This window comes from Mitsuaria sp. GD03876, assembly GCF_029840635.1.
Lineage (GTDB): Bacteria > Pseudomonadota > Gammaproteobacteria > Burkholderiales > Burkholderiaceae_C > Roseateles.
Map to the genome: position 1 here is coordinate 176,791 of NZ_JAOCCU010000004.1, position 22,608 is coordinate 199,398.

Here is a 22,608-nt window from a genome sequence, read left to right on the forward strand (position 1 = left end):
CGTTTTGGTTCCTTTAGCCTGCGCGCCATGAATCCGAACCCCCGTCAGAACGACCTGCTGCAGGAGGTGCGCGCGCATGGATCGGTCAGCGTCGAGGCGCTGGCCGAGAAGTTCGGCGTCACGCTGCAGACGGTGCGCCGGGACGTGCAGCGGCTGGCCGAGGCCGGGCTGGTGCAGCGCTTCCACGGCGGCGTGCGCGTGCCGTCGTCGACGACCGAGAACATCGCCTACCGGCAGCGCCAGGCGATGCAGGCCGACGGCAAGGCGCGCATCGCGCGCGCGATCGCGGCCCGCATTCCCGCGGGCTGCTCGCTGATCCTGAACCTGGGCACGACCACCGAGGCCGTCGCGCACGCGCTGCTGCACCACAAGGGGCTGCGGGTGATCACGAACAACCTGAACGTCGCGATGATCCTGAGCGACAACCCGGACTGCGAGCTGGTGATGGTGGGCGGCTCGGTGCGGCACCGCGACCGCGGCATCGTCGGCGAGGCCGCGGTCGACTTCATCCGCCAGTTCAAGGTGGACATCGGGCTGATCGGGATCTCCGGCATCGAGTCCGACGGCAGCCTGCGCGACTTCGACTACCGCGAGGTGATGGTGGCGCGGACCATCGTCGAGCATTCGCGCGAGGTGTGGGTCGCGGCGGACGCGACGAAATTCAACCGGCCCGCGATGGCCGAGGTCGCCCGATTGCCGCAGATCGACGCGCTGTTCACCGACGAGCCGCCGCCCGAGCCCTTCCCCGCGCTGATGATCGATGCCGGCGTGGAGCTGGTGGTGGCCGGGTAGCGGCGCCGCCCGGGCCGGACGCCCGCCCCTGACACGACAAGAGCGAGACACCATGACCTACCTGCTGGCCCTGGACCAGGGCACCTCCAGTTCGCGCGCGATCGTCTTCGACGCGCAGGGACGCATCGTCGCGATGGCGCAGCGCGAGTTCCGCCAGATCTATCCGCAGCCCGGCTGGGTCGAGCACGACGCCGACGAGATCTGGGACACGCAGCTCGCCGTCGCGCGCGAGGTGCTGGCCAAGGCCGACCTGAAGGCGGCCGAGGTGAAGGCGCTGGGCATCACCAACCAGCGCGAGACGACGCTGGTCTGGAACCGCAAGACCGGACGGCCGGTCCACCACGCGATCGTCTGGCAGGACCGGCGCGCCGAGCCGCAGTGCGCGGCGCTGCGCGAGCAGGGGCACGGGCCGTCGATCCAGGCCAAGACCGGGCTGGTGGTCGACGCCTACTTCTCGGGCACGAAGCTGCAGTGGATCCTCGACCACGTCGCCGGCGCGCGCGACGCGGCCGAGCGCGGCGAACTGGCGTTCGGCACGATCGACAGCTGGCTGATCTGGAAGCTCACGAACGGCGAGGTGCATGTCACCGACGTCAGCAACGCGTCGCGCACGATGCTGTTCAACGTGCGCGAGAACCGCTGGGACGAGGACCTGCTGGCGCTGCTGCGGATCCCGAAGGCGCTGCTGCCGGAGGTCAAGCCGTCGGCGTCCGAATTCGGCCGGGCCGCGGCGGAGCACTTGGGCGCGGCGCTGACGATCGGCGGCATCGGCGGCGACCAGCAGAGCGCGTTGTTCGGCCAGGCCTGCTTCGAGGCCGGCATGGCCAAGAACACCTACGGCACCGGCTGCTTCATGCTGATGCACACCGGCGCGCGTTTCCAGACCAGCGCGAACGGGCTGATCACGACGAGCGCGGCGCAGATCGACGCGACGCCGCGCTACGCGCTGGAGGGCAGCGTGTTCATCGGCGGGGCGGTGGTGCAGTGGCTGCGCGACGGGCTGAACGCGATCAAGGCCAGCGGCGAGGTGCAGGGGCTGGCGGAGAGCGTGCCGGACGCGGGCGGCGTGATGTTCGTGCCGGCCTTCACCGGGCTGGGCGCGCCGTACTGGGACGCCGAGGCGCGCGGCGCGATCGTGGGTCTGACGCGGGGATCGACGGTGGCGCACATCGCGCGCGCGGCGCTGGAGAGCATCGCGTTCCAGAGCGCGGCGCTGCTGCAGGCGATGAGCCGCGACGCGGTGGCCGCGGGCGGCGCGCCGGTCAGCGAGCTGCGCGTGGACGGCGGCGCCTGCGTGAACGACCTGCTGATGCAGTTCCAGGCGGACCTGCTGGGCATCCCGGTGGTGCGGCCGAAGGTGATCGAGACCACGGCGCTGGGCGCGGCCTACCTGGCGGGCCTGACGGCGGGGGTCTACGGCAACCTCGAGGACATCGGCCGCAACTGGCAGGCGGAACGGGTGTTCCGTCCGACGATGTCGCGCGAGCGCGCGCAGGAGCTGATGGGGCAGTGGGAGCGCGCGGTGCGGCAGGCGTCGGCGCGGTAGCGCTCGCCCTTCCGGTGGCCCCATTCAAGGGGGCAAGACCTCACCCCTCAATGACTGATTTGGGGAAGTGCGGGACCGGATCGGCGTCCATAGAGTGGACCGCTTTCCTTTCGGAGCGTCGTCCATGGATCCACATGACCTGGTGAAGACCGGCACGTACAGCGAAGGCCAGCAGTTGAGCGTGCCGGATGAAGTCCGCGAAATCCTTCGCCTGAAGCCGGGAGACCGCGTCGAGTTCCTGCAGCTTTCGCCACAGGAGTTCCTCATCTACTCCGGCGAGCACCCGCTGAGCCTGTACGGCATGCTCGGGAAGCCTCGCCGCAAGGTGTCGCTCAAGGACATGAACCGGGCCATCCGTTCACGCGGAGGGCACGTCCGATGATCGGCATCGACACCAACATCCTCGTCCGGTACTTCGCGGACGATGACGTCGCGCATTCGCCTGTCGCCATGCGCTTCCTGGAATCCCTCACGTCATCGAAACGCGGGTACGTTTCGGTTGCCGCGCTCCTGGAATTGAGCTGGGTGCTTGGCCGTTGCTACAAGATCGGCCGGGAAGGCCTCGTGCGGACCCTTCAGCACCTGCTCACGGCCAGCCACCTCGAGGTGGAGCGGTGTGCCGAGGTGGCCGACGCGGTCGAACGCTTCCGGCAGGGAAGCGCCGACTTGCCCGACTACCTGATCGAGCGTCGGTGCAGCAACGCCGGATGTTCCTGCACGATGACATTCGATGCGAGGGCGGCCAAGTCGGCTGGCATGCAACTCGTGTCGCTACCGGCCGATGCCAGCTAGCGCCCGCTTTCGAATCAGAACCCCAACGACTCCCCCGCCCCCAGAAGCGTCAGCACCCCCAGCACCGCGAAGATCGCCGCGGCGATGCCGTGAACCAGCCGCACCGGCAGCTTGTGCGCGAGCTTGTCGCCCACCAGCACCGCCGGCACGTTGGCGATCATCATCCCGAAGGTCGTGCCCGCCACCACCGGCCACAGATCGTTGAAGCGCGCCGCCAGCGCCACCGTCGCGATCTGCGTCTTGTCGCCCATCTCGGCCAGGAAGAACGCCACGATCGTCGTGCCCAGGACGCCCATGCGGAACTTGCCGCCGGTTTCCTCCTCGTCGATCTTGTCGGGGATCAGCGTCCACGCCGCCATCGCGATGAAGCCGACACCCAGCACCCAACGCAGCGTCTGCGCCGACACCTGCGTCGTGATCCAGCTCCCGACCGCGCCCGCACAGGCGTGATTGACCAGCGTCGCGATCAGGATGCCCAGCACGATCGGGCCGGGCCGGCGGAAACGCGCGGCCAGGATGAAGGCGAGCAACTGGGTCTTGTCGCCGATCTCGGCGAGGGCCACCAGGCCGGTGGAGATGAGGAAGGCTTCCATGGGGAACTCGGCGGCCGGGACGAACCATTGACCATGCCACCGCCGGCCGCAAGTCCGGGGGCATGGTCAAAGGTCTCGCCAGGCTGGGAACCGGTGGGTTCCTGGCTACCTCGCGCCATGAGCCGAGGCTCAAGTCTGTTGACGCGGGTCTGCTGAATCGGCCCGTCGGGCGACGGGCGGGGTGCAGCGGCTACTCCCCAATGACAGCGCGCATTGTAGTCAGCGCCAGCCCCGGCCAAGCCCGCTGGGCCGGCGCGGGCGGCCCGGCATCGCCCAACAGCAGCAGATGCGTGCGGTTGTCGCGCCAGCTGGCCGCCATCAACAGCTGCAGCACCGGCGCGCTGACCGCCTTCACCCGTTGCGGCCATTGCGCGAAGTCGTCGCCCTCGCCCGCCGCGAGCGCGCTCGCGAGGCCTTCGTCCGGCGCCTCGGCCAACTGGGCCTGCCAGTCGCCCAGCGCCAAGGCCTGCGCCAGGGCCAGGTCGTCCGGCGTCACCGGCTCGGCCGCGATCAGCGGCAGCTGCTCGCGCAGTTGCGCCAGTTGGTCGGGCACCGCCGTCACCGGCAACGTGACGCTCATCCGCCAGCACAACGCGCCGCCGAGCGACTCCATCTCGCACTCCCACGGCCACGGCAGCCGTGCCGCCAGGCGCTGCTGCATCAGCGTGCGCGCGAGTTCGCGCAGCGCCGGCGGCGTGCCGCGCGGCACCGGGGTCTGGACGATCAACCGGCCGCCCTGCCCCTGCGGCAGCGGCAGGAACTGCGCCACCGACGCGACCGGGACCGCGGAGGCCAGCGCCAAGGCGGGCGTCGGCCCCGGCGGCGCCGCCTTCGGCACGCGCCAGTCGCCCATGAAGTCCTCGGCCAGTCCACGCGCCGCCTGCAGCGTCAGGTCGCCCGCGAACAGCAGCACCGCGCGTTCCGGCCGCCAGTACTGGCGATGGAACCCCAGCACGTCCTCGCGGCGCAGCCGCTTCAGGCTGGCGGTCGTCTGCACCGGCTGGGCGCGGCCCCAGAACTGGCGTCTCGCCGCCCACGGCGCCAGCAGCAGCGCATCGGCGCGCCGCAGCACCAGCGCGTCGACGGCGCGGCTGCGGATGTGCTCCAGCGCCTCGAACGCCAGCAGCGGACGCTGCGTCAGGTCGGCCATCAGGTTGACCGCGTCGTCGCACTGGTCCGGCAGCGCTTCCAGCGCCAGCTCGGCGGTCGACGGCGTCAGCTCCAGCCGCAGCGGCAGGCCCAGCAGGTCGCCCGCGTAGGCGATGTCGGCCGATTCCATCTCCTCGCCGTCGCGCTTGGCGCCCTGCGCGAGCATCGACAGCGCCACCTCGGCCAGCCCTTCCTTGCCGGCCGGGTCGCGCAGCCACCCGCCCTCGCCGATCAGCCGGATCGCGGTTCGCGGCGCGCCGGGGCGCGGCAGCACGACGACGCGCAATCCATTCGGCAGCCGCGTCTGCTCGATCGCCAGCGGCGCGGGCGGCGGTACCTGCGGCGCCTCCGGCGGGCGATCGAACCCGTCCTGCGCCAACGCCGGCCAGGCCGTCGATCCCGACGCGATCGCCGCGCCGAGCATCCATCCCCGTCGATTGAGCACGAGCGTCATGCGGCGACTCCCGCGGCGGCGCCGATGTCGGCCAGCAAGGTCAGCACCGGTGCCTGGACCACCTGCTTGCGCCAGAACTGCTGCAGCTCCACGCCGGTCAGCTTGACCCACACCGCCATGTCCTTGGCCGGCGCGCCGGCATCGCCCCGCACCGCCCAGGCGGTCCCGAGCGCGCGGGCGAGCCGGTCGGCGGTCCATTGCGCCGACAGCGTCTCGCGCCGCAGCATCGCCTTGGCCTTGTCGAGTTCCTCATCGGTGACCGGCTCGTCGGCCAGCCGCAGCACTTCCTGCTGCAGCGCCTGCGCCAGCGGCGCGGCGGTCTGTCCATGCGCGGCGAGCGCCTGCGCCACCAGCAACCCCGCGTCGCGGTGCTGGTCCAGCCGCAGGCTGAGCTGATGCGCGAGCGCCTTCTCGTCGACCAGCGTGTCGGTCAACCGGCCCGAGCGTCCGAGGCCCAGCAGCGCCCGCGCCATCTGCCACATCGGCAGGGACGGATCGTCGGCGCGCGGCACCTGCCAGACCAGCGCCGCCGCCGGCAGGGGCGCCTGCGCGAGCGACAGCTTCAGCGTCTGGTTCTGCGGGCGGCGGGATTCGCGGAGCTCGCGCGGCTCGGCCGGCATCGGCGGGAGGGACGCGGCCGGGGCGGCCGGAGCCGCCATCGGAGCGGGCGCCACCGCGAGGGCGGCGGACGCGGGCGACGATGCCGCCGAGCCCGGCATCGGCGGCATCGGCGGCGAAGCGGCGGCCGCCGGCGTCGAGGCCGACCCCGCCACCCCGCCGGAAGCCGGCATCGACGCCGGGAGCGAGGCGCCGGTCACCGGCATCGGCGGCCGGATCGACCCGAAGTAGTGCATCACCCAGCGCGCGAGCGCGCCTTCGTCGAACGCGCCGGTCACCACCAGCAGCGCCCGGTCGCAGCCGAAACGCGCCGCGTGGAAGGCCCGCACCGCGTCGATGTCGAGGTCCTTGAGCTGCTCCGGATCGCCGAGGGCGCCGCGCTGGTACGGATGCGTCAGGTAGCCATGGCGCTGGACGGCGAGGTCCAGGCGCGCATACGGATTGAGTTGCGGTTCCTGCACCGCCTGGCGCAGCTGCAGCCGCGCGCTGGCGAGCGTGTCCGGATCCAGCCGCGGATTGCTCATCCGTTCGGCCTCGGCCCACAGCAGGCGTTCGAGCTGATGGGCCGGGACCACGGTCTGCAGCGCGGCGAAGTCCTCGTCGATCTCGATCCGGCTGCGGCCGCCGGACGCGGCGATCAGGCGATGGAACTGGCCCGGGGCCAGGTTGCGGCTGGCCCCGGCGACGAGCCGGAGCACCAGGTGCGACAGGCCGCTGCGCCCGGTCGGGTCGTCGCGGCCGCCGCAGCGGTAGACGACGCGCACCGCGGCCTGCGCGCCCGCGACCGGACGCGCCAGCCAGAGCAGGCCGTTGGGCAGTCGCTGCGGCTCGAGGGACGAGGGACTCATGGCCGGCATCCTAGCTGCCAATCCGCTGTCAGCAGCCGGTCCGCATCATCGGCGCGACAGCGCGACGGGAGCGCCCCGCCCGAACGGGGGGCGTGCCCCGCGCGCAGGGGACAGGCCGTCCGGCCTGCGTCGTCATGCCTTGGAGGGCCTCGCCATGAAATTCGCCTACACCATCGTCTACGTCGAGGACGTGGCCGCGTCGCTGGAGTTCTTCGAACGCGCCTTCGGCCTGAAGCGGCGTTTCCTGCACGACTCCGGCGCCTATGGCGAGCTGGAGACCGGCGCCACCACTCTGTCGTTCGCGCGGCACGACATCGCGCGCGGCAACCTCGGCCAGGACTACCGCCGCGCCGACGACGGCGGCGCGCCGCTGGGCATCGAGGTCGGCCTGGCCACGCCGGACGTGCCCGCCGCCTACGCGCAGGCGCTGACCGCCGGTGCGCAAGGCCTGACCCCGCCGACGACCAAGCCCTGGGGCCAGGTGGTCGCCTACGTGCGCTGCCCGGACGGGACGCTGGTCGAGATCTGCACGCCGATCTGACGCCCGACGCCGACGCCGACGCCGAGGTCGCGGCCGGCGCCCCGGCTCAGGCCTCGTCGCGGCCGCCGGAAGGCGGCTCCACCACGATGCGGGCGTGGCGCTGGAAGGTGAAGTAGGCCCAGGCCCAGTCGGCGAACACGCGCAGGCGGTTGCGGAACCCGATGAGGAAATAGACGTGCACGAACAGCCAGAACAGCCAGGCGGCGAACCCGCTGAACTGGATCCGTCCCAGGTCGGCGACCGCCGCCTTGCGGCCGATGGTCGCGAGGTTGCCGTAGTCCATGTAATGGAATGGGCGCTCCGAGCGGCCCCGCAGCCGCGCCAGGATCTGCCGCGCCGCATGCCGGCCGGCCTGCTTGGCGCCAGGGCTGACGCCGGGCACCGGCTTGCGGCTGCCGTCCTTCTCGAGGCTGGTCGCCGCGGCCATGTCGCCGACGACGTAGACCTCCGGATGGCCGGGGATGTTCATGTGCTCGTCGACGATCACCCGGCCGGCGCGATCCAGCGGCACGTCCAGCGTGCGCGCCAGCGGCGACGCGGCCACGCCGGCCGCCCAGACCTTGGTCCGCGAGGCGATGCGCTCCGTCCCGCCGTCGGCGGTCTGGAGGTCGACGCCGTCCTCGTCGATGCCGACGACCCGGCAGCCGGTGCGCACCTGCACGCCCAGCCGCTCCAGCTGCGCCTTGGCCAGTGCCGACTGCGCCGGCTTGAACGCCGCGAGCACCCGGTCCGAGCCCTCGACCAGCAGCACGTGCGCGCGGCTCGGGTCGATGCGGCGGAACTCGTCGCGCAGCGTGTGGCGCGCGATCTCGGCCAACGTGCCCGCCATCTCGACCCCGGTCGGCCCGCCGCCGATGACGACGAAGTTCAGCCAGGGTTCGCGGCTGGCGGCGTCGGGCAGCGTCTCGGCGCGCTCGAACGCGCTCAGCAGCCGCGCGCGCAGCTGGAAGGCGTCGGCCAGCGTCTTCAGCCCGGGCGCGTGGGCCTGCCAGTGGTCGTTGCCGAAGTAACTGTGCGTCGCGCCGGCGGCGACGACCAGGTGGTCGTAGCGCAGGCGCTGGCCGTCGGACAGCACGACATCGCGCCGCGCCTTGTCGATGGCGGTGACGTCGGCCATCAGCACCGTCAGGTTGCGCTGGTGGCGCCGCATGTGGCGGATCGGCGAGGCGATCGACGGCGCCGAGAGCCCCGCCGTCGCGACCTGGTACAGCAGCGGCTGGAACAGGTGGTGGTTGCTGCGGTCGATCAGCGTGATGCGGACCGGTTGGCCGTCGAGGACTTTCGTGGCCTCCAGGCCGCCGAAACCACAACCGACGATCACGACATGGGGAAGCGCGGCATCAGGGTCATCCATGCGGCACATCCTAGCGGGGATGACGACCCGGACAGGTCATTCCCATGGCTGACAATGGCCAGATGCGCCGCGCCGACCGCTTGTTCCAAATCGTCCAGCTCATCCGTGGACGCCGCCTCACCACCGCCGAGTTCCTCTCGCAGCGGCTGGAGGTGTCGATCCGCACCGTCTATCGCGACGTGGCGGCGCTGCAGCAGCAGGGCGTGCCGATCGACGGCGAGGCCGGGGTCGGCTACCGGATGCGGGTGGGCTTCGAATTGCCGCCGCTGATGTTCAGCGCCGAGGAAGCCCAGTCGCTGGTCGCCGCGGTGCGGCTCGCGCAGCCGCAGCTGGACGCGGTGCTCGGCCAGCGCGCGGAGGAGGCGCTCGGGAAGATCCTGGCGGTGCTGCCCGGCGCCGCGCGCGCCGCGGCCGAGAGCCTCACCGTCTACGCGCCGCAGCGCGGCCTGGACGACGCCACCCGCGAACGGCTGACCCAGTTGCGCCAGGCGACCGAGTCCCGCACCAAGCTGCGCCTGAACTACCTGGACCTGAGCGACCAGACCAGCTCCCGCGTCGTGCGGCCGCTGGCCTGCTTCTTCTGGGGACCGGTGTGGACCTTCTCCGCCTGGTGCGAGCTGCGCGAGGATTTCCGCAGCTTCCGCGTCGACCGGGTGCAGCAGCTGGAAGTGCTGGAAGAACGCTTCCGGGACGAACCCGGCAAGACGCTGGCCGACCTGCAGCGCCGCGAGAACGCCCGCGAGAACTGGGCCTGAGCGCCCGCGGCTTGAGCGATCGCAAGCGGCCGGCGCAAATGCGCTGAACCCGCCGCGCGCCGCGCGATTGCGCATCGATTGACGATGGACCCGGTCCCGCGCCGGGACGAGCCTGCGCGTCCTTCCACTTCGAGGACGCCCGATGCGCTCGACGCGCTCATCTTTCCACCCCACGCCCCGAACCCGGCGCCAGGCCCTCGCGACGGCCGCGGGACTGACGCTGGTCCCCTGGCTGCCGGCCTGCTCCGGCGGCGGCAAGGACGAACCCGCGCCGCCGGCCCCCACTCCGGCCGACGACGACGCGGTCCTGCTCGGCCGCAGCTACGGCGACGAGCGGCTGATGTCGCGGCAGCTCGATCCGTCGATGGTCCACCTGGTCGCGCGCGGCCAGGGCACGCCGCACCTGCTGATGCGCGGCAACGCGCCGACCGACGGCGGCCGCTTCGAGTACGACGCGCTGGTCGCGGCGTTGCGGGAGGCGGCCAGCGGCGCCTGGCCGGAGCGATTCCGGATCGTCGACGTGAGCCTGATGAACGACCTGGTCGAGTCCGACGCGCTCGAGGCCGAGCGGCGCTTCTGGGCGGCGCATCCAGGGCAAGGCCGGTTCATCCACCACCCGATCTATGGCGCCCTGACCGACCCTGCCGACTACCCCGGGGCGGTGCGGCGCATGATCGAGCGCTGGCGTGGCCTGGACCGGATGGACGACCTGGTGCGGCAGTTGCAGGACCTGCTGCAGGCGCCGGCGGTCGACGGGGTCGCGGACGTGGTGTTCGTGCATTGCCGCGCCGGGCGGGACCGCACCGGCCAGGTGATCGCGTCCTACGGCATGCGGCATCTGTCGCGGTCGTACCGAGAGGCGATGCAGGAGGCGGAGAAGGTCGCCGGCCGCGCGCTGGTGCGCTACAGCCGCTACGGCATCGCCTGGCAGGCGCACAAGCTGGCCGACCGCGAAGGGGTGCCGACGATCGGTCCGATTCCCTGAGCGCGCCTCCGCGCGACCGCGGACCGCGGACAGCGCGTCAGCGCACCGCGACGCGCGCGGGCAGCGCGGTGGCGCTTGGGCGCCACCGCAGCAGCGGGGCCTCGATCCAGCGATGGAACGGCACCGCGGCGACATTGCTGAGCGCCCAGGCGGCCACCAGCGCCAGCGGCGCGAGCGCGTCCAGCATCGGCGCCGGGCTTTCGGCGCGGTGCTCGTAAAGCGCATTGACCAGCAGGCAGACCGGGAAGTGCACCAGGAACAGCGCGTACGCGTGGCGCGCCAGGGTCTGCACCCCGGCCTGGCCGCGATGCTGGAACCAGGCCGGCATCGCGCCGCCGCGCCACAGCGCGATGACCGCGGCGGTCAGCGCGGCGACCACCAGGCGCTCGCGGAACTGCAGCGCCAGCGCCGCCACCATCAGCGCGCCCAGCGCGAGCAACCCGGCGCGCCGGGCCGCCGGCGCCCAGCCCTGGCACCAGCACAGCAGCACGCCCAGGCCGTAGGCGCCGAAGAAATAGATCGCGTAGGCGTCCAGGTCGGCCATGCGGTTGAACTTGAGCAGCGACGCGGCGCACAGCGCGCCGACGACCGCCGGGGCCATCCACTGCCGGACCGCGCGCCCGAGCGGCAGACAGCGCAGCAGCCACATCACCAGCAGCAGCAGCGCGAACAGCTGGAAATCGATCGCCACGTACCAGGCGCCGACGGTGAGCGCCTCCACCGCCATCAGGTCGTGCAGCAGCAGCGCGTGCGCCAGGACCTGCGTCAGGCGGATCTGCGCCGGCACCAGTTCGGGCAGCAGCGGCGCGACCAGCCACGACGCCAGCAGCGTCAGGCCCACGGCGGCCATGAACGGCGGCACCAGGCGCCAGTAGCGCTGCGCCAGCAAGGCCGGCGCGGAGCGGTGCAGCTGCGATTCCTGCGCCGACAGCGCCCGCGCGCTGAGGTAGCCGCCCAGCACCAGGAAAACCTGCACCGCCATGCGGCCGTAGTCGTACAGCCACCCGCTCAGCAGCGGGAAGAGCCCATGCATCGCCTCGGCGATCGGCCCGTAGACCGAGAGGTGATGCAGCACGATCAATTGCGCGGCAAGCGCGCGCAGCGCGTCCAGCGGGAACAGGCGAGAGGCCATCGGAATCGGGCGAAAAAACGAAGCGGCCACCCCGAGGTGGCCGACGAAATGCCAGATTCTATAAGCGAATCAATAAGTTACATCGTCGAACACGGGATGTGACGGTCGCATGACGCCCGCAGGCCCGGTCAACGCCGGGGGCGAGACCCTCTCGGGCGCGGTTTCGGCGGCGGGAACAGGGTGCCGTTGAAGATCCCGGCGAACCAGCCGAGGTACCAGTCGAGCAGGCGCTGGGGCCAGGGCTTCGGCGGCGCCTTGACCGGCTTGGGGCGGTCGGACGGATGGCGGCGTTCGACGGCGGCGGCGAAGCCCGCCAGGTGCTCGCGCAACGTCCTCAGGCCCGCGACCTTGGACGGCAGCTCGCCCTGCGCCTGCAGGACCAGCGCGACGTGCAGCAGCGCCTGGTCCTCGCCGAGCGACTCCAGGCGGAGTTGCGCCTGGCCGGTGACGGCGCGGGTGCGGGGCCCGTGGCCCTCGAGGCTCAGGCGCAGGCGGCTCGGGGCGTCCAGGTCCAGCAACAGCAGCCGGCCGTCGAAGCCGGGAAGGACGAGGTCGAACGACCGCGGCGCGGCGCCGGCGGCCAGGCGTGCGTCGGCGGGCAGGCTGTCGGCGAGCAGGGCCAGGTCGTGCAGCGCGTTCCAGGCCAGCGCCTGCGACACGGGCAGGACGAGGTCGTCGTTGAGGGCGAGCGTGGGCATGGCGGCGATTGTGGGCCTGTGGCGGACGGCCTCGGCGGGCGCGGACGAATTTCGCTATGGTGCGCGGATGGACAACATGGACCTGCAGGTGCTGCGCCAGGTGCAGCAATGGCTCGCGGCCGACCAGCGCGTGGTGCTGGGCACGATCACCCGGACCTGGGGATCGGCGCCGCGGCCGGTGGGATCGATCGTGGCGGTGCGCGCGGACGGGTTGATCGCCGGGTCGGTGTCGGGCGGGTGCATCGAGGACGACCTGGTGGCGAAGATCCGCGAAGGCGCGCTGACGCTGCGCGCGCCGGAGCTGATCCGGTACGGCGTCGGCGCGGAGGCGGCGCAGCGCTTCGGGCTGCCGTGCGGCGGCACGCTGGAGCTGATGCTGGAGCCGGTGGGCGCGCACTCGGCGATCGAGCCGCTGCTGGAGCGGCTGTCGCGCGGGGAGCGGGTGCTGCGCACGCTGGACCTGGCCAGCGGCGCGGTGACGCTGGCGGAGCCGACGGCGCATTCGCGCGACGGCGCGGACCGGCTGGTGCTGGGCGAGTCGCGGCTGGTGACGCATCACGGGCCGCAGTGGCGGCTGCTGATCATCGGCGCGGGGCAGATGAGCCAGTACCTGGCGCAGATGGCGCTGGCGCTGGATTACCAGGTGCAGGTCTGCGATCCGCGCGACGACTATCCGTGGACGCTGATCGCCGCGCCGCTGACGCGGGAGATGCCCGACGACGTCGTGCAGCGGCTCAAGCCGGACGGGCACACGGCGATCGTGGCGCTGACGCACGATCCGAAGCTCGACGACCTGGCGCTGATGGAGGCGCTGCGGGGGCCGGCGTTCTACGTCGGCGCGATCGGCTCGCGGGTGAACCAGGCCAAGCGCCGGGCGCGGCTGAAGGAGCACTTCGACCTGACCGACGCGCAACTGGACCGGCTGCATGGACCGGTGGGACTGCACATCGGCGCCCGCACGCCGCCCGAGATCGCGCTGGCGATCCTGGCGCACATGACGGCCGAACGGTATGGCGTGCAGGTCAGCAGCAGCGCGGTCCCGACCAACGGGAGCGAGGCGGGGTGCGTGCTGTAGCCGGCACGGCAGGGTGCTTCAAACCTGAAGAATCAACTCGCTGTACTGCGGCAGGTGCTCGTCCGCCGTGACGAGGTGCGCCGCCTCGCTGATCGCCTGCGCGATGAGCATCCGGTCGAAGGGGTCGCGGTGGTGGAGCGCCAGGACCATGACCGTCGCCGCATGCTCGGCGCTCACGGGCAGCTCCCGAAAGCCGCACTCTTCAATGGCTTCCACCAACTCGTCGGGGTCCGCCTTGAGCTTGCCCAGGCCCGCCTTGATGGCGAGTTCCCAGATCGACACCGCGGAGATGAACACCACGTCGGCGGATTCGATGAGCCGCCGCGTCGAGGCCTTCAGGCGATCCGACTCCTCGACCGCCCACAGGAAGATGTGCGTATCGAGGAGGAGCGTCATGGGCGTCCTTCGAAGGCGGCCAGGATCTGATCGGGCAGAGGCGCATCGAAGTCGTCCGCGACCCAGATCCGGCCCTTGAGGACACCGAATCGGATACGCCGCTTCGGTGGCGGCGCATCGCTGCCAGGCGGGACTTGGCCAGCGACGAGCGCGACAGGCGATTTGGGGAACGTCGAGCAGGACGGGTTCATCTGGAGCGGCCTGGGTCATGGACGGGAGGGCGATCCAGTCTAGGAGTCGCCCTCGACGACCATGCCCGGCCAGGACCAAGTTCTGGGCCCGGCTTGCGCCACGTCAAAAAACCGCTCGATCGGCGTCGCCAAGCGTGGCGCGCAGCGCAGCAATCGTCGCGAATCGGGTTTCAGTCGGCCGAACTTGTGACAGGCGTTTCCGCCCGCCGCGCGCCGCGCTCACCGCATGCTGTACCCACGCCCATCCATGCAGGCCTCGACGGCGCGGTTGAACACGCCCGCGTCGTTCATCGCGGTGGGCTGCGTCGTCGCCCAGCGGTTGCATTCCTGGCGGTCGGCCTCGGTCTGCCCCGCCGACTGGCCGTTGCGCGGATAGATGATCGGATCGGGCCGCGGCGGCGCCACCGGCGCCGGGGTCGCCACGTCGGCGCCCGGCGGGGGCGCGACGACCACGTAGCCGGGTCCCGGCGCCGCGACCGCGTAATACGCGCCATTGGCGTAGTAGTACGGATAACCGCCGATCCGCAGCGTCACGTAGGCGCTCGGCAGGACCGGCACCACGACGCCGAGCGGCGGCGCGATCACCTGGAAGCTCGGGCCCCATGGCCGGTACCAGACGCCGCCGTGGTACCAGTAGCGGTTGCCCACCCACATCGCGCCGCCCGGCAGCCCGCGCGCGACATACCCGGTCGACGGGTAGTAGTGGTCATGGTGATAGCGGGTGTCGAAATGCAGGCCGATGCCGACCCGCGCGCCACCGCCGTGATGCTGCGCGGACGCCACCCCCGCGGTCAGGGCCAGCGCGACGGGAATCAGCCAACGAAGCTTGCTCATGATCGGTACGCCGCCCCTGCGGCGTTCAGGTAGTCCAGGGAACCGATTCAACGCCACCCCGCACGGCCCCGTCTACGGAAGGGGGTTTCGCCGGGGTAAAGATGCATTGCTCCGCCGGCATGCGCGCGTCGGCCGCGCCGCGCCAGGGGACCGCCAGGACCGCCGTCGGGATCGGCGATGATGCGCCCCGCCGACCGGGCATCCGCGCGTCGCGGGCCCGGTCGTCACGCGTTCCAAACGACTTCCGAACGCCGTCGACACGACCCGTCGACGCGATCCCCGCGACCTCACCGCGCCCCCCAGCCGCCATGATCGAGCTCTACTACTACCCCAGCAACGCCAGCTTCGCGCCCCACGTCGTCCTGCACGAGCTCGGCGTCCCGTTCCAGCTCCAGCTGGTCGACCGCGACAAGGACGAGCACAAGTCCGCCGCGTTCCTGAAGATCAACCCGAACGGCCTGCTGCCCGCGCTGCGCGACACGCGCCAGGGCGACGAGCTGGTCCTGTTCGAGACCGCCGCGATCCTGCTGCACCTGGCCGACACGCATCCCGAGGCCGGCCTGATGCCCGCGCTGGGCACCGCCGAGCGCGCCCAGGCCTACAAATGGCTGATGTGGCTGACCAACACGCTGCAGCCCACCGTCATCAGCTACTACTACCCCGACCGCTTCGTCGCGCCCGGCAACACCGCCGGCAGCGCCGAGGTGAAGCAGCAGGCGCAGGTCCGCGCCGGCGCGCAGCTGGACCTGCTCGCCGCCGAGTTCGACCGCCATGGCGGCCCGTTCCTGCTCGGCGAGCGCTACTCGGTGCTCGATCCGTTCGCGTTCATGCTGTGCCGCTGGACCCGCAACTTCGCCGACCCGGCGCGCAACCGCCCGTCGCTGGGCGCCTTCCTCGAGCGCATGGCGCAGCGCCCCGCGCTGCTGCGCGCGATCGAGACCGAGCAGTTGCCCAAGCCCTGGTTCTGACGCCCTGACGGCCCGCGCCGCCAGGCAGCACCGCCGGGTGGCGAGTCCCGCCTGCCCGGACCGGCCTCCGCGGCCGTCGGCTAGCGCGCCGGCAGCGCGCGCAGGTAGTCGTAGAGCTGCCGCGCCATCGCCTCGCGCTCGGCCGGCGTCGCCGACTCGGCCAGCGCCGGCATCGTCGTGCCGGGCTTGACCGCCGACGGCTCGAGCAGCCAGCGCTTCCAGGCCTGCGGGTCGTAGCCCTTGACGACGACGTCCAGGTCGATCGGCATCTTGTCGCCGCCGTAGCCGCGGATGCGGTGGCAGCTCAGGCAGTGCGTGCGGGCGAGGTCCGCCGCGCCGGCGTACGCCGCCATGCCCTCGGGCAGCAGCGCCCGCGTCGACGACGGCCCGACGCTGACCGACGCCACCTGGTACGGCCACAGCGCGCCGCCCTCGGCCTGCAAGGCCTTGGACGCGCGGTTGTCCCACACCAGGTAGAACGGGCCGAGCGGCACCTGGCGCTCGCCCTGCAGGTGGTTGTCGACCTGGAACGGCCGGCCGTCGGCGCGCGCGTGAACCAGCCACGCGGGATGCTGCGCGAAGCGCTCCACCGGGATGCGCGACACGAAACCATCCAGCGCGCGGAATTCCAGTTCCTGCCCCGGCGCGTCCCAGCCCGGGCCGAGCACCGCCGTCAGCGCCGCCCGCGCCGGAACGCCGACATAGCGCACCTCGGGCATGCGGCCGTCGCGCATCAGGTGGGGCTCGAGCACCGTCACGACCACCGGCACCGGCTTGACCCCCTGTTTGTCGACGGACGTCGCGCGGGCGCGCTCGTTCAACTGCTTCGCCAACGCCTCCGGCGCCGGCAACTCGACGGCCCCGGCGCCCGTCGCCATGCCGGCCAGCGCCGCGATGCCGATCGCGGCGACCACGCGCCGGACGAAGGTCGGGACGCGCCCGACGGCACGCTGCCCCGTCATGGCTTCAGCACCAGGACGCCGCGCGCGTGCGCCTGCACGTCGGACTCGGCCAACCACTCGCGCCGGTACTGGCCCTTGGCCAGCAGCGGCGCCTGGTCGGCGTAATGCGGGTCGGACCAGACGCCGCTCTGCCCGACCGGGTTGACGCCGAGCGCCTCCTGCGGCCGCGCGAAATCGATCAGCCGCCGCGTCGACGGCCCGTAGACCACCGGCCACGGTCCGCTGCCGTTGCGCTGCGCGAAGTTGTTGGGCACCTCGTGCCCGCCCGGCACCGGGAACGGGCCGACGTTGAAGAGCTTGTCCAGCGGGGGCTGCTTGCCCAGCGGATGCTCGTGCGTCAGCGTGTGCGCCGCGTCCCAGCGCCAGGTCGCGCTGTCGGGGCCGAGCGTGGCCTGCAGGTGCGCGATCGTCGCCTTCCACGCGCGGCGCACGATGTCGGTCTGTGTCTCGCGCTGCGGCGTCGAGCGGTCGTCCCACCACGGCGAGTCGCTGTCCGCCGTCAACCGCGGCAACGCCTGGTCGAGCGCCCGCGTGCGCCGCAGGTTCTCGAACTGCGCGTCGCCGAGCTCGTCCTTCAGCGCGGCGCGCAGCAGCTCGGCGCAGAACTGCTGGAACAGCACCGGCGCCACCGCCTCGGCCTTGTAGGCGCCGTTCCAGCGCACCAGCGCCTCGACCAGCGGCTGCTCGTCGGCCGAGGCCGAACCGCGCAGCAGCGGGATCAGCGGCCGCAGCACGCGCGGGCCGTAGTCGGTCTGCACGTCCAGCTGCAGCGCCTGGCTGTTGTGGATGTCCCAGCGCTTGCCCTGGCTGAGCAGCCCGTCGAGCCGCCGGCCGCGTTCGGCCAGGTTGTAGTAGCCCGGCACCGGCGTGTCGCCGCCGGGCTGGAAGTTGGCCGACACGATGTAGCCGCGCGCCGGGTTCTCCTCGTGCGGATTGGCCGAGAACGGCAGGAAGCCGAGCTTGTCGGCCTCGTCCGTCGCGCCGTCCAGCACGAAGCTCGGGTTCACGCCCGGAGGCCGGATCGGCAGCTTCGCCGCGGCCCACCAGGCGATGTCGCCGGTGGCGTTGGCCCAGACGATGTTCAGCCCGGGCGCATGGATCAGGCTGGCCGCGTCGCGGGCGCGGTCCAGCGTGTCGGCGCGGCCCAGCCGGTAGAAGCCGTCCAGCACCGGGTTCTCGGTCTCCAGGAAGGCCCACCACATCGCCACCGGACGCTCGCCGCGGTCGCCCGGGATGGCGTCGTTGACGATGGGCCCGTGCGGCGAGCGTCGCAGCGTCAGCACCTGGTCCGCCTGGCCCTTGACCTTCAGGATCTCCTGGCGCGCCGTCATCGGCACCCAGCGGTCCTTGAACCAGACCTCGTTCGGATTGGCCGGGTTGATCTTCTCGGCGACCAGGTCGACGTCGTCGTTCTGGAACATCGTCAGGCTCCAGCCGAAGCGCTGGTTGTGCCCGAGCAGCGCCATCGGATTGAGCGCCAGGTGATGGCCGTACAGCTCGAACTGCGGGGTGCGCAGGTGCGCCTCCCACCAGACCGCCGGGGCCGAGTACGCGATGTGCGGATCCCCGGCCAGCAGCGGCTTGCCGCTGGCGGTGCGGCTGCCCGCGACGACCCAGGCGTTGCTGCCCTCGAACTGCGGCAGCCCGGCGAGCCCGGCGGCGCGGTCGCTCAAGGCGGCCAGCTTCGTCAGCATCGGCGCGACGTCGTCCAGGCGGCCGTGCGCGCCCGCGTTGATCGCCTGCGGTTCGAGCACGCCTTGCGGATGCCAGTCGAGGTCGAAGATGCGCAGGTACTCGGGGCCGAGCTGCGCGCGGATCGCCGTCAGCGCCGGCTCGGTGCGGAACGCCGCGGCGAAGCTGTAGGCCAGGTAGCCGGCGATGCTGTAGGTGTCGGCGGCGGTGAAGGGCCGCTTCGGGATGCCGAGGACCTCGAACTCCAGCGGCGCCGGCCGCGTGGCCTGGTACTGGTTGACCCCGTCCAGGTAGGCATACAGCGCGCGCACCGCGCCGGGCTGCGCGGTGATCGCCGCGGAGGCCTCCGCCAGTTCGTCGGCGCGTTGCCGGATGCCCAGCGTGCGGAACAGCCGGTCGGTCTCGACCAGCTTGGGCCCGAGCACCTCCGCCAGCTCGCCGCGCGCGAGCCGGCGCAGCATCTCCATCTGGAACAGGCGGTCCTGCGCATGCAGGTAGCCCAGCGCGCGGTAGAGGTCGTCCTCGTTGCGCGCGTCGATGTGCGGCACGCCCCATTCGTCGTAGCGCACCGTGACCGGCGCGCCCAGCCCGGACAGCTGCACCTCGCCGTCGCGGCGGGGCAACTTCTGATGCACATGCCAGGCGGCGCCCGCGGCGCCGATCGCGACGAGCACGGCGACCGTGATCGCGCCGCGCTTCAGCCAGCGACCGACACTCATGAGCGGACCGGTTGCCTCACATGGGCCAGCGCCTCGACGCGCTTGATCAGCTCGCGGTCGTTCCACGGCTTCTGGAACATGCCGTACAACCCCTGCACCTGGTGCAGCCGCGCATGCAGCTCCTCATGGCCGCTGATCGCGATGATCGGCAGGTCCTCGGTGGCCAGCGCCCCCTGCACCGCCTTGATCAGCTCGAATCCATCCATGTTGGGCATCTCGAGGTCGGTGACCAGCACGCCGAACCGCGTCTGGCCCAGCAGCTCCAGCGCCTCGACCCCGTCGCGCGCCGCGACCACCTCGTGGCCGGCCTCGCTGAACAGCTTCAGCAGCTTCGCGCGCACGACCGCCGAATCGTCCACCACCAGCAGCGGCAAACGCTCGGGCACCACCTCCGCGGCCACCGGCGGCGCCACCGGCCGGCCCGTCTCCGCGCGTGTCGCCGGCCCCGGCGGCAACGGCCGCGGCGACGGCGGCGGCGCGCCCACATCCCGGTAATCCCCGCGCCGCACGGTGATGATGATGATCAAGATCGCCAGGGGAACGACGATCAGCAACGGCAGCAGGAACGGCTGCAAGGTCTCAGGCAATTCAAACGGCATGCGGCTCTCTCCGACTCCTCCGAACCGGGCACGCTACACCGGCCGAGGGGGGCACTGTAGAGGAAAAGCCCTCTGAGTTGATGGCCGGTCCATGACGTCCGATGAGCCGCCATCCACCCCTCCTGGCCGATGCGTTCGCGCGACAGCGCCTTGCTGGAAGCGTCCCCGCATCAGGGGGCAGACGGGGGTTACGCCCAGCTCAGGGTCGAGAGGTCGTTCGCGAACAGCGGCGTCTTCGTCCACAGGCCCTTCAGGCCCGCGCGCGCCACCGTGATCCATTGCGGCTGATAGAGGAACGCGGCCACCGCGTCTTGCGCCACCAGGCGCTGCGCCTCGCCAAACAACGCCGCGCGCTTGGCCGGATCGGCCTCGGCCTGCATCCGCGCATACAGCGCGCTGAAAGGCGCGCTCCGATAACCCCAGTAATAGTCCGGCCGCGCGAAGTTGCCGAAGTCGTGCGGCTCGACATGCGAAATCACCGTCAGGTCATACGCCTTGCTGCCATAGACGCTCGACAACCACTGCGCCCACTCGATCTGCTCGATCCGCACCGCAATGCCCACCGCGCCCAGCTGCGACGCGATCAGCTCCCCGCCCTGGCGCGCGTACGGCACCGGCGGCAGCTTCAGCGACAACGCCAACCCCGCCACCTTCGCCTCCGCCAGCAAGGCCTTGGCCGCCGCCGGGTCGTAGGCATTGATCGCCGTGCAGTCGACATACCCCGGCGTGTCCGGCGTGACGAAACTGCCGATCGGCACGCCATACCCATCGGCGCTCGCCTGGATCACCGCCTTGCGGTCGATCGCCATCGCGATGGCGCGCCGCACGCGCACGTCGCCCAGCGGCGCGCGCTGATGATTCATCGCCAGGATCGTCTTCGCCCGCGAGGACGCCGAAATCACCTGGAAACGCTTGGCCTGCGCCTTGAACTGGCTCAGCGCGCGCGCCGCCGCGACGCGCGGGAACACATCCACGTCGCCCGCCAGCAGCGCCGCGACCTGCGCTGCGGGCTCGCCGATGAAGCGGAACTGCACCCGCGGAATCCTGATGGCCGCCGCGTCGCGGTAGCCCGGCCAGGCCACCACCGTGAGGCTCGCGCCCCGCTGCCATTGCGCGACCCGGTACGGCCCGGTGCCGACCGGCGTCTGCGCGTTGCCCGCCGCGCTCTTGGGCTCGACGATCACCGCCGGCGCCTGCGCCAGCAGCGCCGGCAGCTCAGGCTCGGGGTTCTTCAGCGTCAGCACCACCGTCAACGGATCCGGCGTGGCGATCGCGGCGATGTTCTCGAAGACGCGCCGATCCTTGTTCAGGCTGTTCGGCGCGCCGGCGCGCTCGAAGCTGAACTTCACCGCGCCGGCATCGAAGGCCTCCCCGTTGTGGAAGCGCACGTTCGGCCGCAACGCGAAGGTCCAGGTCCGCTGGTCGGCCGACACGCGCCAGCTCAGCGCCAGCAAGGGCCGCGCGCTGCCGTCCTCGGCGACCTTGGTCAGCGGCTCCATCACGTTGTAGAGCACGATCTCGCCGATCGCCGCGGCGGCGCCGGTCGTCGGGTCCAGGCCCGGCGGTTCCAGCGTCATGCCCAGCACCAGTGCCCGCGCCGCGGTGCCCTGCGCGAAGGCGGGCAGCGTGGTGCCCAGGGTCGCCGCGGCGGCGCCGAGCGAGAGCAGGTGGAAACGGCGGCGGTCCAGGGTGTCGTCCATGGCCGCGGATCATGCCAAAGCGGCCAGCAGGTCCTGCGTGTAGGGATGTCGCGGTTCGCCCAGCACGCGCGCGGCCGGGCCCTGCTCCACCGCCTCGCCGCCGCGCAGCACCAGCGCGTGGTCGCACAGCACCTCGATGGCGGGCAGGTCATGGCTGACGACGACCAGGCTGATGCCCTCGCGCCGCTGCAGGTCGCGCAGCAGCGCCAGGATCTGCGCCTGCACCGACACGTCGAGCGCCGATAGCGGCTCGTCCGCGACGATCAGCCGGGGCCGCGTCGACAGCGCCCGCGCGATCGCCAGCCGCTGGCGCTGACCGCCGGAGAACTGATGCGGATAGCGCAGCGCCGCGTCGGCCTCCAGCCCGACCGCGGCCAACACCTCGGCGAGGCGCTCGCGGCGCTGCGCCTCGGACATCGGCAGCGCCGCGAGCGGCTCGATGACGCTGCGGCCCACGCGCCAGCGCGGGTCGAGGGAGCCGTATGGATCCTGGAACACCATCTGCACCCGCGGCCGCAGCGCGCGACGCGCGGCCGCCGACATCGCGTTGACGTCCTCGCCCGACCACGAGACGCGGCCCTGGTGCGGGCGTTCGAGCGCCATCACCAGCCGCGCCAGCGTGCTCTTGCCGGCACCGGATTCGCCGATCACGCCGAGCGATTCGCCGGCCGGCAGCGTGAAGGCGATGTCGCGCAGCACCGTGCGCCCGCCGTAGCGCTGGCCCAGGCCCTCGACCTGGAGCAGCGGTGGCGCGCCAGTCGGCGAGACGAGCGGGTCGCCGCGCCCGTCGCTCTTGGATCCAGGGGCGGACGACGTCATGACGCGACCTCCCAGCAAGCCAGGCGGCCGTCGAAGCGCGGCGGCTCGGCGGCGCAGCGCGCGGTCGCGAGCGGGCAACGCGGCGCGAACGGGCAGCCGTCGCCCAGCTGCGTCAGCGCCGGCACGTTGCCCTTGAGCGGGTGCAGCGGCTGGTCGCGGCCGCCGCCGAGCCGCGGTCGCGCCGCCCATAGCGCCTGGGTATACGGATGGCGCGGGTGCTCGAGCATCTCGGCCGCGGCGCCCTGCTCCATCACGCGGCCGCCGTAGAGGATCAGCAGCCGGTCGACGCGCCGCGCGGTCAGCGCCAGATCGTGCGAGATCAGCAGCAGCCCCATGCCGCGCTCCGCGACCAACTCGCGCAGCAGCTCCAGCACCTGCACCCGCAGCCGCGCGTCG

At 72.0% G+C, this 22,608-nt stretch carries 23 protein-coding genes, 1 pseudogene and 1 riboswitch; of the genes and pseudogenes, 9 read left to right on the forward strand and 15 right to left on the reverse strand.

Going from position 1 to position 22,608, the window contains the following annotated elements; translation table 11 throughout:
• Positions 1–27: 27 nt before the first annotated feature.
• From N5D62_RS04430 to N5D62_RS04445, 4 genes are all read left to right on the forward strand, one after another.
• A complete protein-coding gene (locus tag N5D62_RS04430; protein ID WP_279756361.1) occupies positions 28–792 on the forward strand; it encodes a DeoR/GlpR family DNA-binding transcription regulator in 765 nt (254 codons plus the stop codon).
• Positions 793–844: 52 nt separating this feature from the next.
• Positions 845–2,338: a glycerol kinase GlpK gene (gene glpK, locus N5D62_RS04435; protein WP_279756362.1), complete on the forward strand. Its 1,494-nt coding sequence runs from the start codon at positions 845–847 to the stop codon at positions 2,336–2,338.
• Between the two features lie 124 nt (positions 2,339–2,462).
• Positions 2,463–2,720 carry an AbrB/MazE/SpoVT family DNA-binding domain-containing protein gene (locus N5D62_RS04440; protein WP_279756363.1) on the forward strand — a complete coding sequence of 86 codons (258 nt, stop codon included), beginning with the start codon at positions 2,463–2,465 and terminating at the stop codon, positions 2,718–2,720.
• Entirely contained in the window at positions 2,717–3,130 is a 414-nt protein-coding gene (locus tag N5D62_RS04445) for a type II toxin-antitoxin system VapC family toxin (RefSeq protein ID WP_279756365.1), read from the forward strand. Before N5D62_RS04440 ends, N5D62_RS04445 begins: the two co-directional genes overlap by 4 nt.
• A gap of 14 nt (positions 3,131–3,144) precedes the next feature.
• Here the strand turns inward: N5D62_RS04445 and N5D62_RS04450 are convergent, their stop codons facing one another.
• From N5D62_RS04450 to N5D62_RS04460, 3 genes are all read right to left on the reverse strand, one after another.
• Positions 3,145–3,723 (reverse strand): TMEM165/GDT1 family protein, encoded by a 579-nt coding sequence (locus N5D62_RS04450; RefSeq protein ID WP_279756366.1) that lies wholly within the window; start codon positions 3,721–3,723, stop codon positions 3,145–3,147.
• A 77-nt stretch (positions 3,724–3,800) separates the two neighbouring features.
• A riboswitch (yybP-ykoY riboswitch) is annotated at positions 3,801–3,934 on the reverse strand.
• Complete coding sequence (locus N5D62_RS04455) at positions 3,914–5,326, reverse strand: insulinase family protein (RefSeq protein WP_279756367.1); 1,413 nt, start codon at positions 5,324–5,326, stop codon at positions 3,914–3,916. (Overlaps the previous riboswitch by 21 nt.)
• Positions 5,323–6,792 carry an insulinase family protein gene (locus N5D62_RS04460; protein WP_279756368.1) on the reverse strand — a complete coding sequence of 490 codons (1,470 nt, stop codon included), beginning with the start codon at positions 6,790–6,792 and terminating at the stop codon, positions 5,323–5,325. The genes N5D62_RS04455 and N5D62_RS04460 overlap by 4 nt, the downstream gene beginning before the upstream one ends.
• Before the next feature lie 154 nt (positions 6,793–6,946).
• Between N5D62_RS04460 and N5D62_RS04465 the strand changes: the two genes are divergently transcribed.
• On the forward strand, positions 6,947–7,333 hold the full coding sequence (locus N5D62_RS04465) for a VOC family protein (protein WP_279756369.1): 387 nt from the start codon (positions 6,947–6,949) through the stop codon (positions 7,331–7,333).
• 46 nt (positions 7,334–7,379) lie between these two features.
• Here the strand turns inward: N5D62_RS04465 and N5D62_RS04470 are convergent, their stop codons facing one another.
• Entirely contained in the window at positions 7,380–8,687 is a 1,308-nt protein-coding gene (locus N5D62_RS04470; protein WP_279756371.1) for an NAD(P)/FAD-dependent oxidoreductase, read from the reverse strand.
• A 62-nt stretch (positions 8,688–8,749) separates the two neighbouring features.
• Here N5D62_RS04470 and N5D62_RS04475 point away from each other — a divergent pair, with 62 nt between their 5' ends.
• Together N5D62_RS04475 and N5D62_RS04480 are read left to right on the forward strand one after the other, a co-directional pair.
• Positions 8,750–9,442 (forward strand): YafY family protein, encoded by a 693-nt coding sequence (locus N5D62_RS04475; protein WP_279756405.1) that lies wholly within the window; start codon positions 8,750–8,752, stop codon positions 9,440–9,442.
• 142 nt (positions 9,443–9,584) lie between these two features.
• Positions 9,585–10,427, forward strand: coding sequence for a hypothetical protein (locus N5D62_RS04480; RefSeq protein ID WP_279756372.1), 843 nt, complete (start codon positions 9,585–9,587; stop codon positions 10,425–10,427).
• Positions 10,428–10,464: 37 nt separating this feature from the next.
• Here the strand turns inward: N5D62_RS04480 and N5D62_RS04485 are convergent, their stop codons facing one another.
• On the reverse strand, positions 10,465–11,559 hold the full coding sequence (locus N5D62_RS04485) for an acyltransferase family protein (protein WP_279756374.1): 1,095 nt from the start codon (positions 11,557–11,559) through the stop codon (positions 10,465–10,467).
• A gap of 128 nt (positions 11,560–11,687) precedes the next feature.
• Entirely contained in the window at positions 11,688–12,257 is a 570-nt protein-coding gene (locus N5D62_RS04490; RefSeq protein WP_279756376.1) for a hypothetical protein, read from the reverse strand.
• Positions 12,258–12,324: 67 nt separating this feature from the next.
• On the opposite strand from N5D62_RS04490, the gene N5D62_RS04495 reads away from it, so the two are divergent.
• Complete coding sequence (locus tag N5D62_RS04495; protein WP_279756378.1) at positions 12,325–13,332, forward strand: XdhC family protein; 1,008 nt, start codon at positions 12,325–12,327, stop codon at positions 13,330–13,332.
• An 18-nt stretch (positions 13,333–13,350) separates the two neighbouring features.
• Here the strand turns inward: N5D62_RS04495 and N5D62_RS04500 are convergent, their stop codons facing one another.
• The 3 genes and pseudogenes from N5D62_RS04500 to N5D62_RS04510 all read right to left on the reverse strand — a co-directional run bounded on the left by N5D62_RS04500 (position 13,351) and on the right by N5D62_RS04510 (position 14,753).
• Entirely contained in the window at positions 13,351–13,728 is a 378-nt protein-coding gene (locus tag N5D62_RS04500; RefSeq protein WP_279756380.1) for a type II toxin-antitoxin system VapC family toxin, read from the reverse strand.
• Positions 13,725–13,838: pseudogene (locus tag N5D62_RS04505) on the reverse strand (type II toxin-antitoxin system prevent-host-death family antitoxin); the annotation flags it as partial. The pseudogene N5D62_RS04505 and the gene N5D62_RS04500, both read right to left, overlap by 4 nt.
• A gap of 300 nt (positions 13,839–14,138) precedes the next feature.
• A complete protein-coding gene (locus tag N5D62_RS04510) occupies positions 14,139–14,753 on the reverse strand; it encodes a DUF6515 family protein (RefSeq protein WP_279756381.1) in 615 nt (204 codons plus the stop codon).
• 308 nt (positions 14,754–15,061) lie between these two features.
• On the opposite strand from N5D62_RS04510, the gene N5D62_RS04515 reads away from it, so the two are divergent.
• Entirely contained in the window at positions 15,062–15,721 is a 660-nt protein-coding gene (locus tag N5D62_RS04515) for a glutathione S-transferase family protein (RefSeq protein ID WP_279756382.1), read from the forward strand.
• A gap of 80 nt (positions 15,722–15,801) precedes the next feature.
• Here N5D62_RS04515 and N5D62_RS04520 read toward each other — a convergent pair whose 3' ends face one another.
• The 6 genes from N5D62_RS04520 to N5D62_RS04545 form a co-directional block, all read right to left on the reverse strand.
• Entirely contained in the window at positions 15,802–16,683 is an 882-nt protein-coding gene (locus N5D62_RS04520; RefSeq protein ID WP_279756383.1) for a hypothetical protein, read from the reverse strand.
• Positions 16,680–19,094, reverse strand: coding sequence for a penicillin acylase family protein (locus N5D62_RS04525; protein ID WP_279756384.1), 2,415 nt, complete (start codon positions 19,092–19,094; stop codon positions 16,680–16,682). Before N5D62_RS04525 ends, N5D62_RS04520 begins: the two co-directional genes overlap by 4 nt.
• Positions 19,091–19,693, reverse strand: coding sequence for a response regulator (locus tag N5D62_RS04530; protein ID WP_279756385.1), 603 nt, complete (start codon positions 19,691–19,693; stop codon positions 19,091–19,093). The genes N5D62_RS04525 and N5D62_RS04530 overlap by 4 nt, the downstream gene beginning before the upstream one ends.
• 188 nt (positions 19,694–19,881) lie before the next feature.
• Positions 19,882–21,393 carry an ABC transporter substrate-binding protein gene (locus tag N5D62_RS04535; RefSeq protein ID WP_279756386.1) on the reverse strand — a complete coding sequence of 504 codons (1,512 nt, stop codon included), beginning with the start codon at positions 21,391–21,393 and terminating at the stop codon, positions 19,882–19,884.
• 9 nt (positions 21,394–21,402) lie between these two features.
• Positions 21,403–22,212 carry an ATP-binding cassette domain-containing protein gene (locus N5D62_RS04540; RefSeq protein ID WP_279756388.1) on the reverse strand — a complete coding sequence of 270 codons (810 nt, stop codon included), beginning with the start codon at positions 22,210–22,212 and terminating at the stop codon, positions 21,403–21,405.
• On the reverse strand, positions 22,209–22,608 hold a 400-nt coding region (locus N5D62_RS04545; protein WP_347881801.1), incomplete at its 5' end, for an oligopeptide/dipeptide ABC transporter ATP-binding protein. The genes N5D62_RS04540 and N5D62_RS04545, both read right to left, overlap by 4 nt.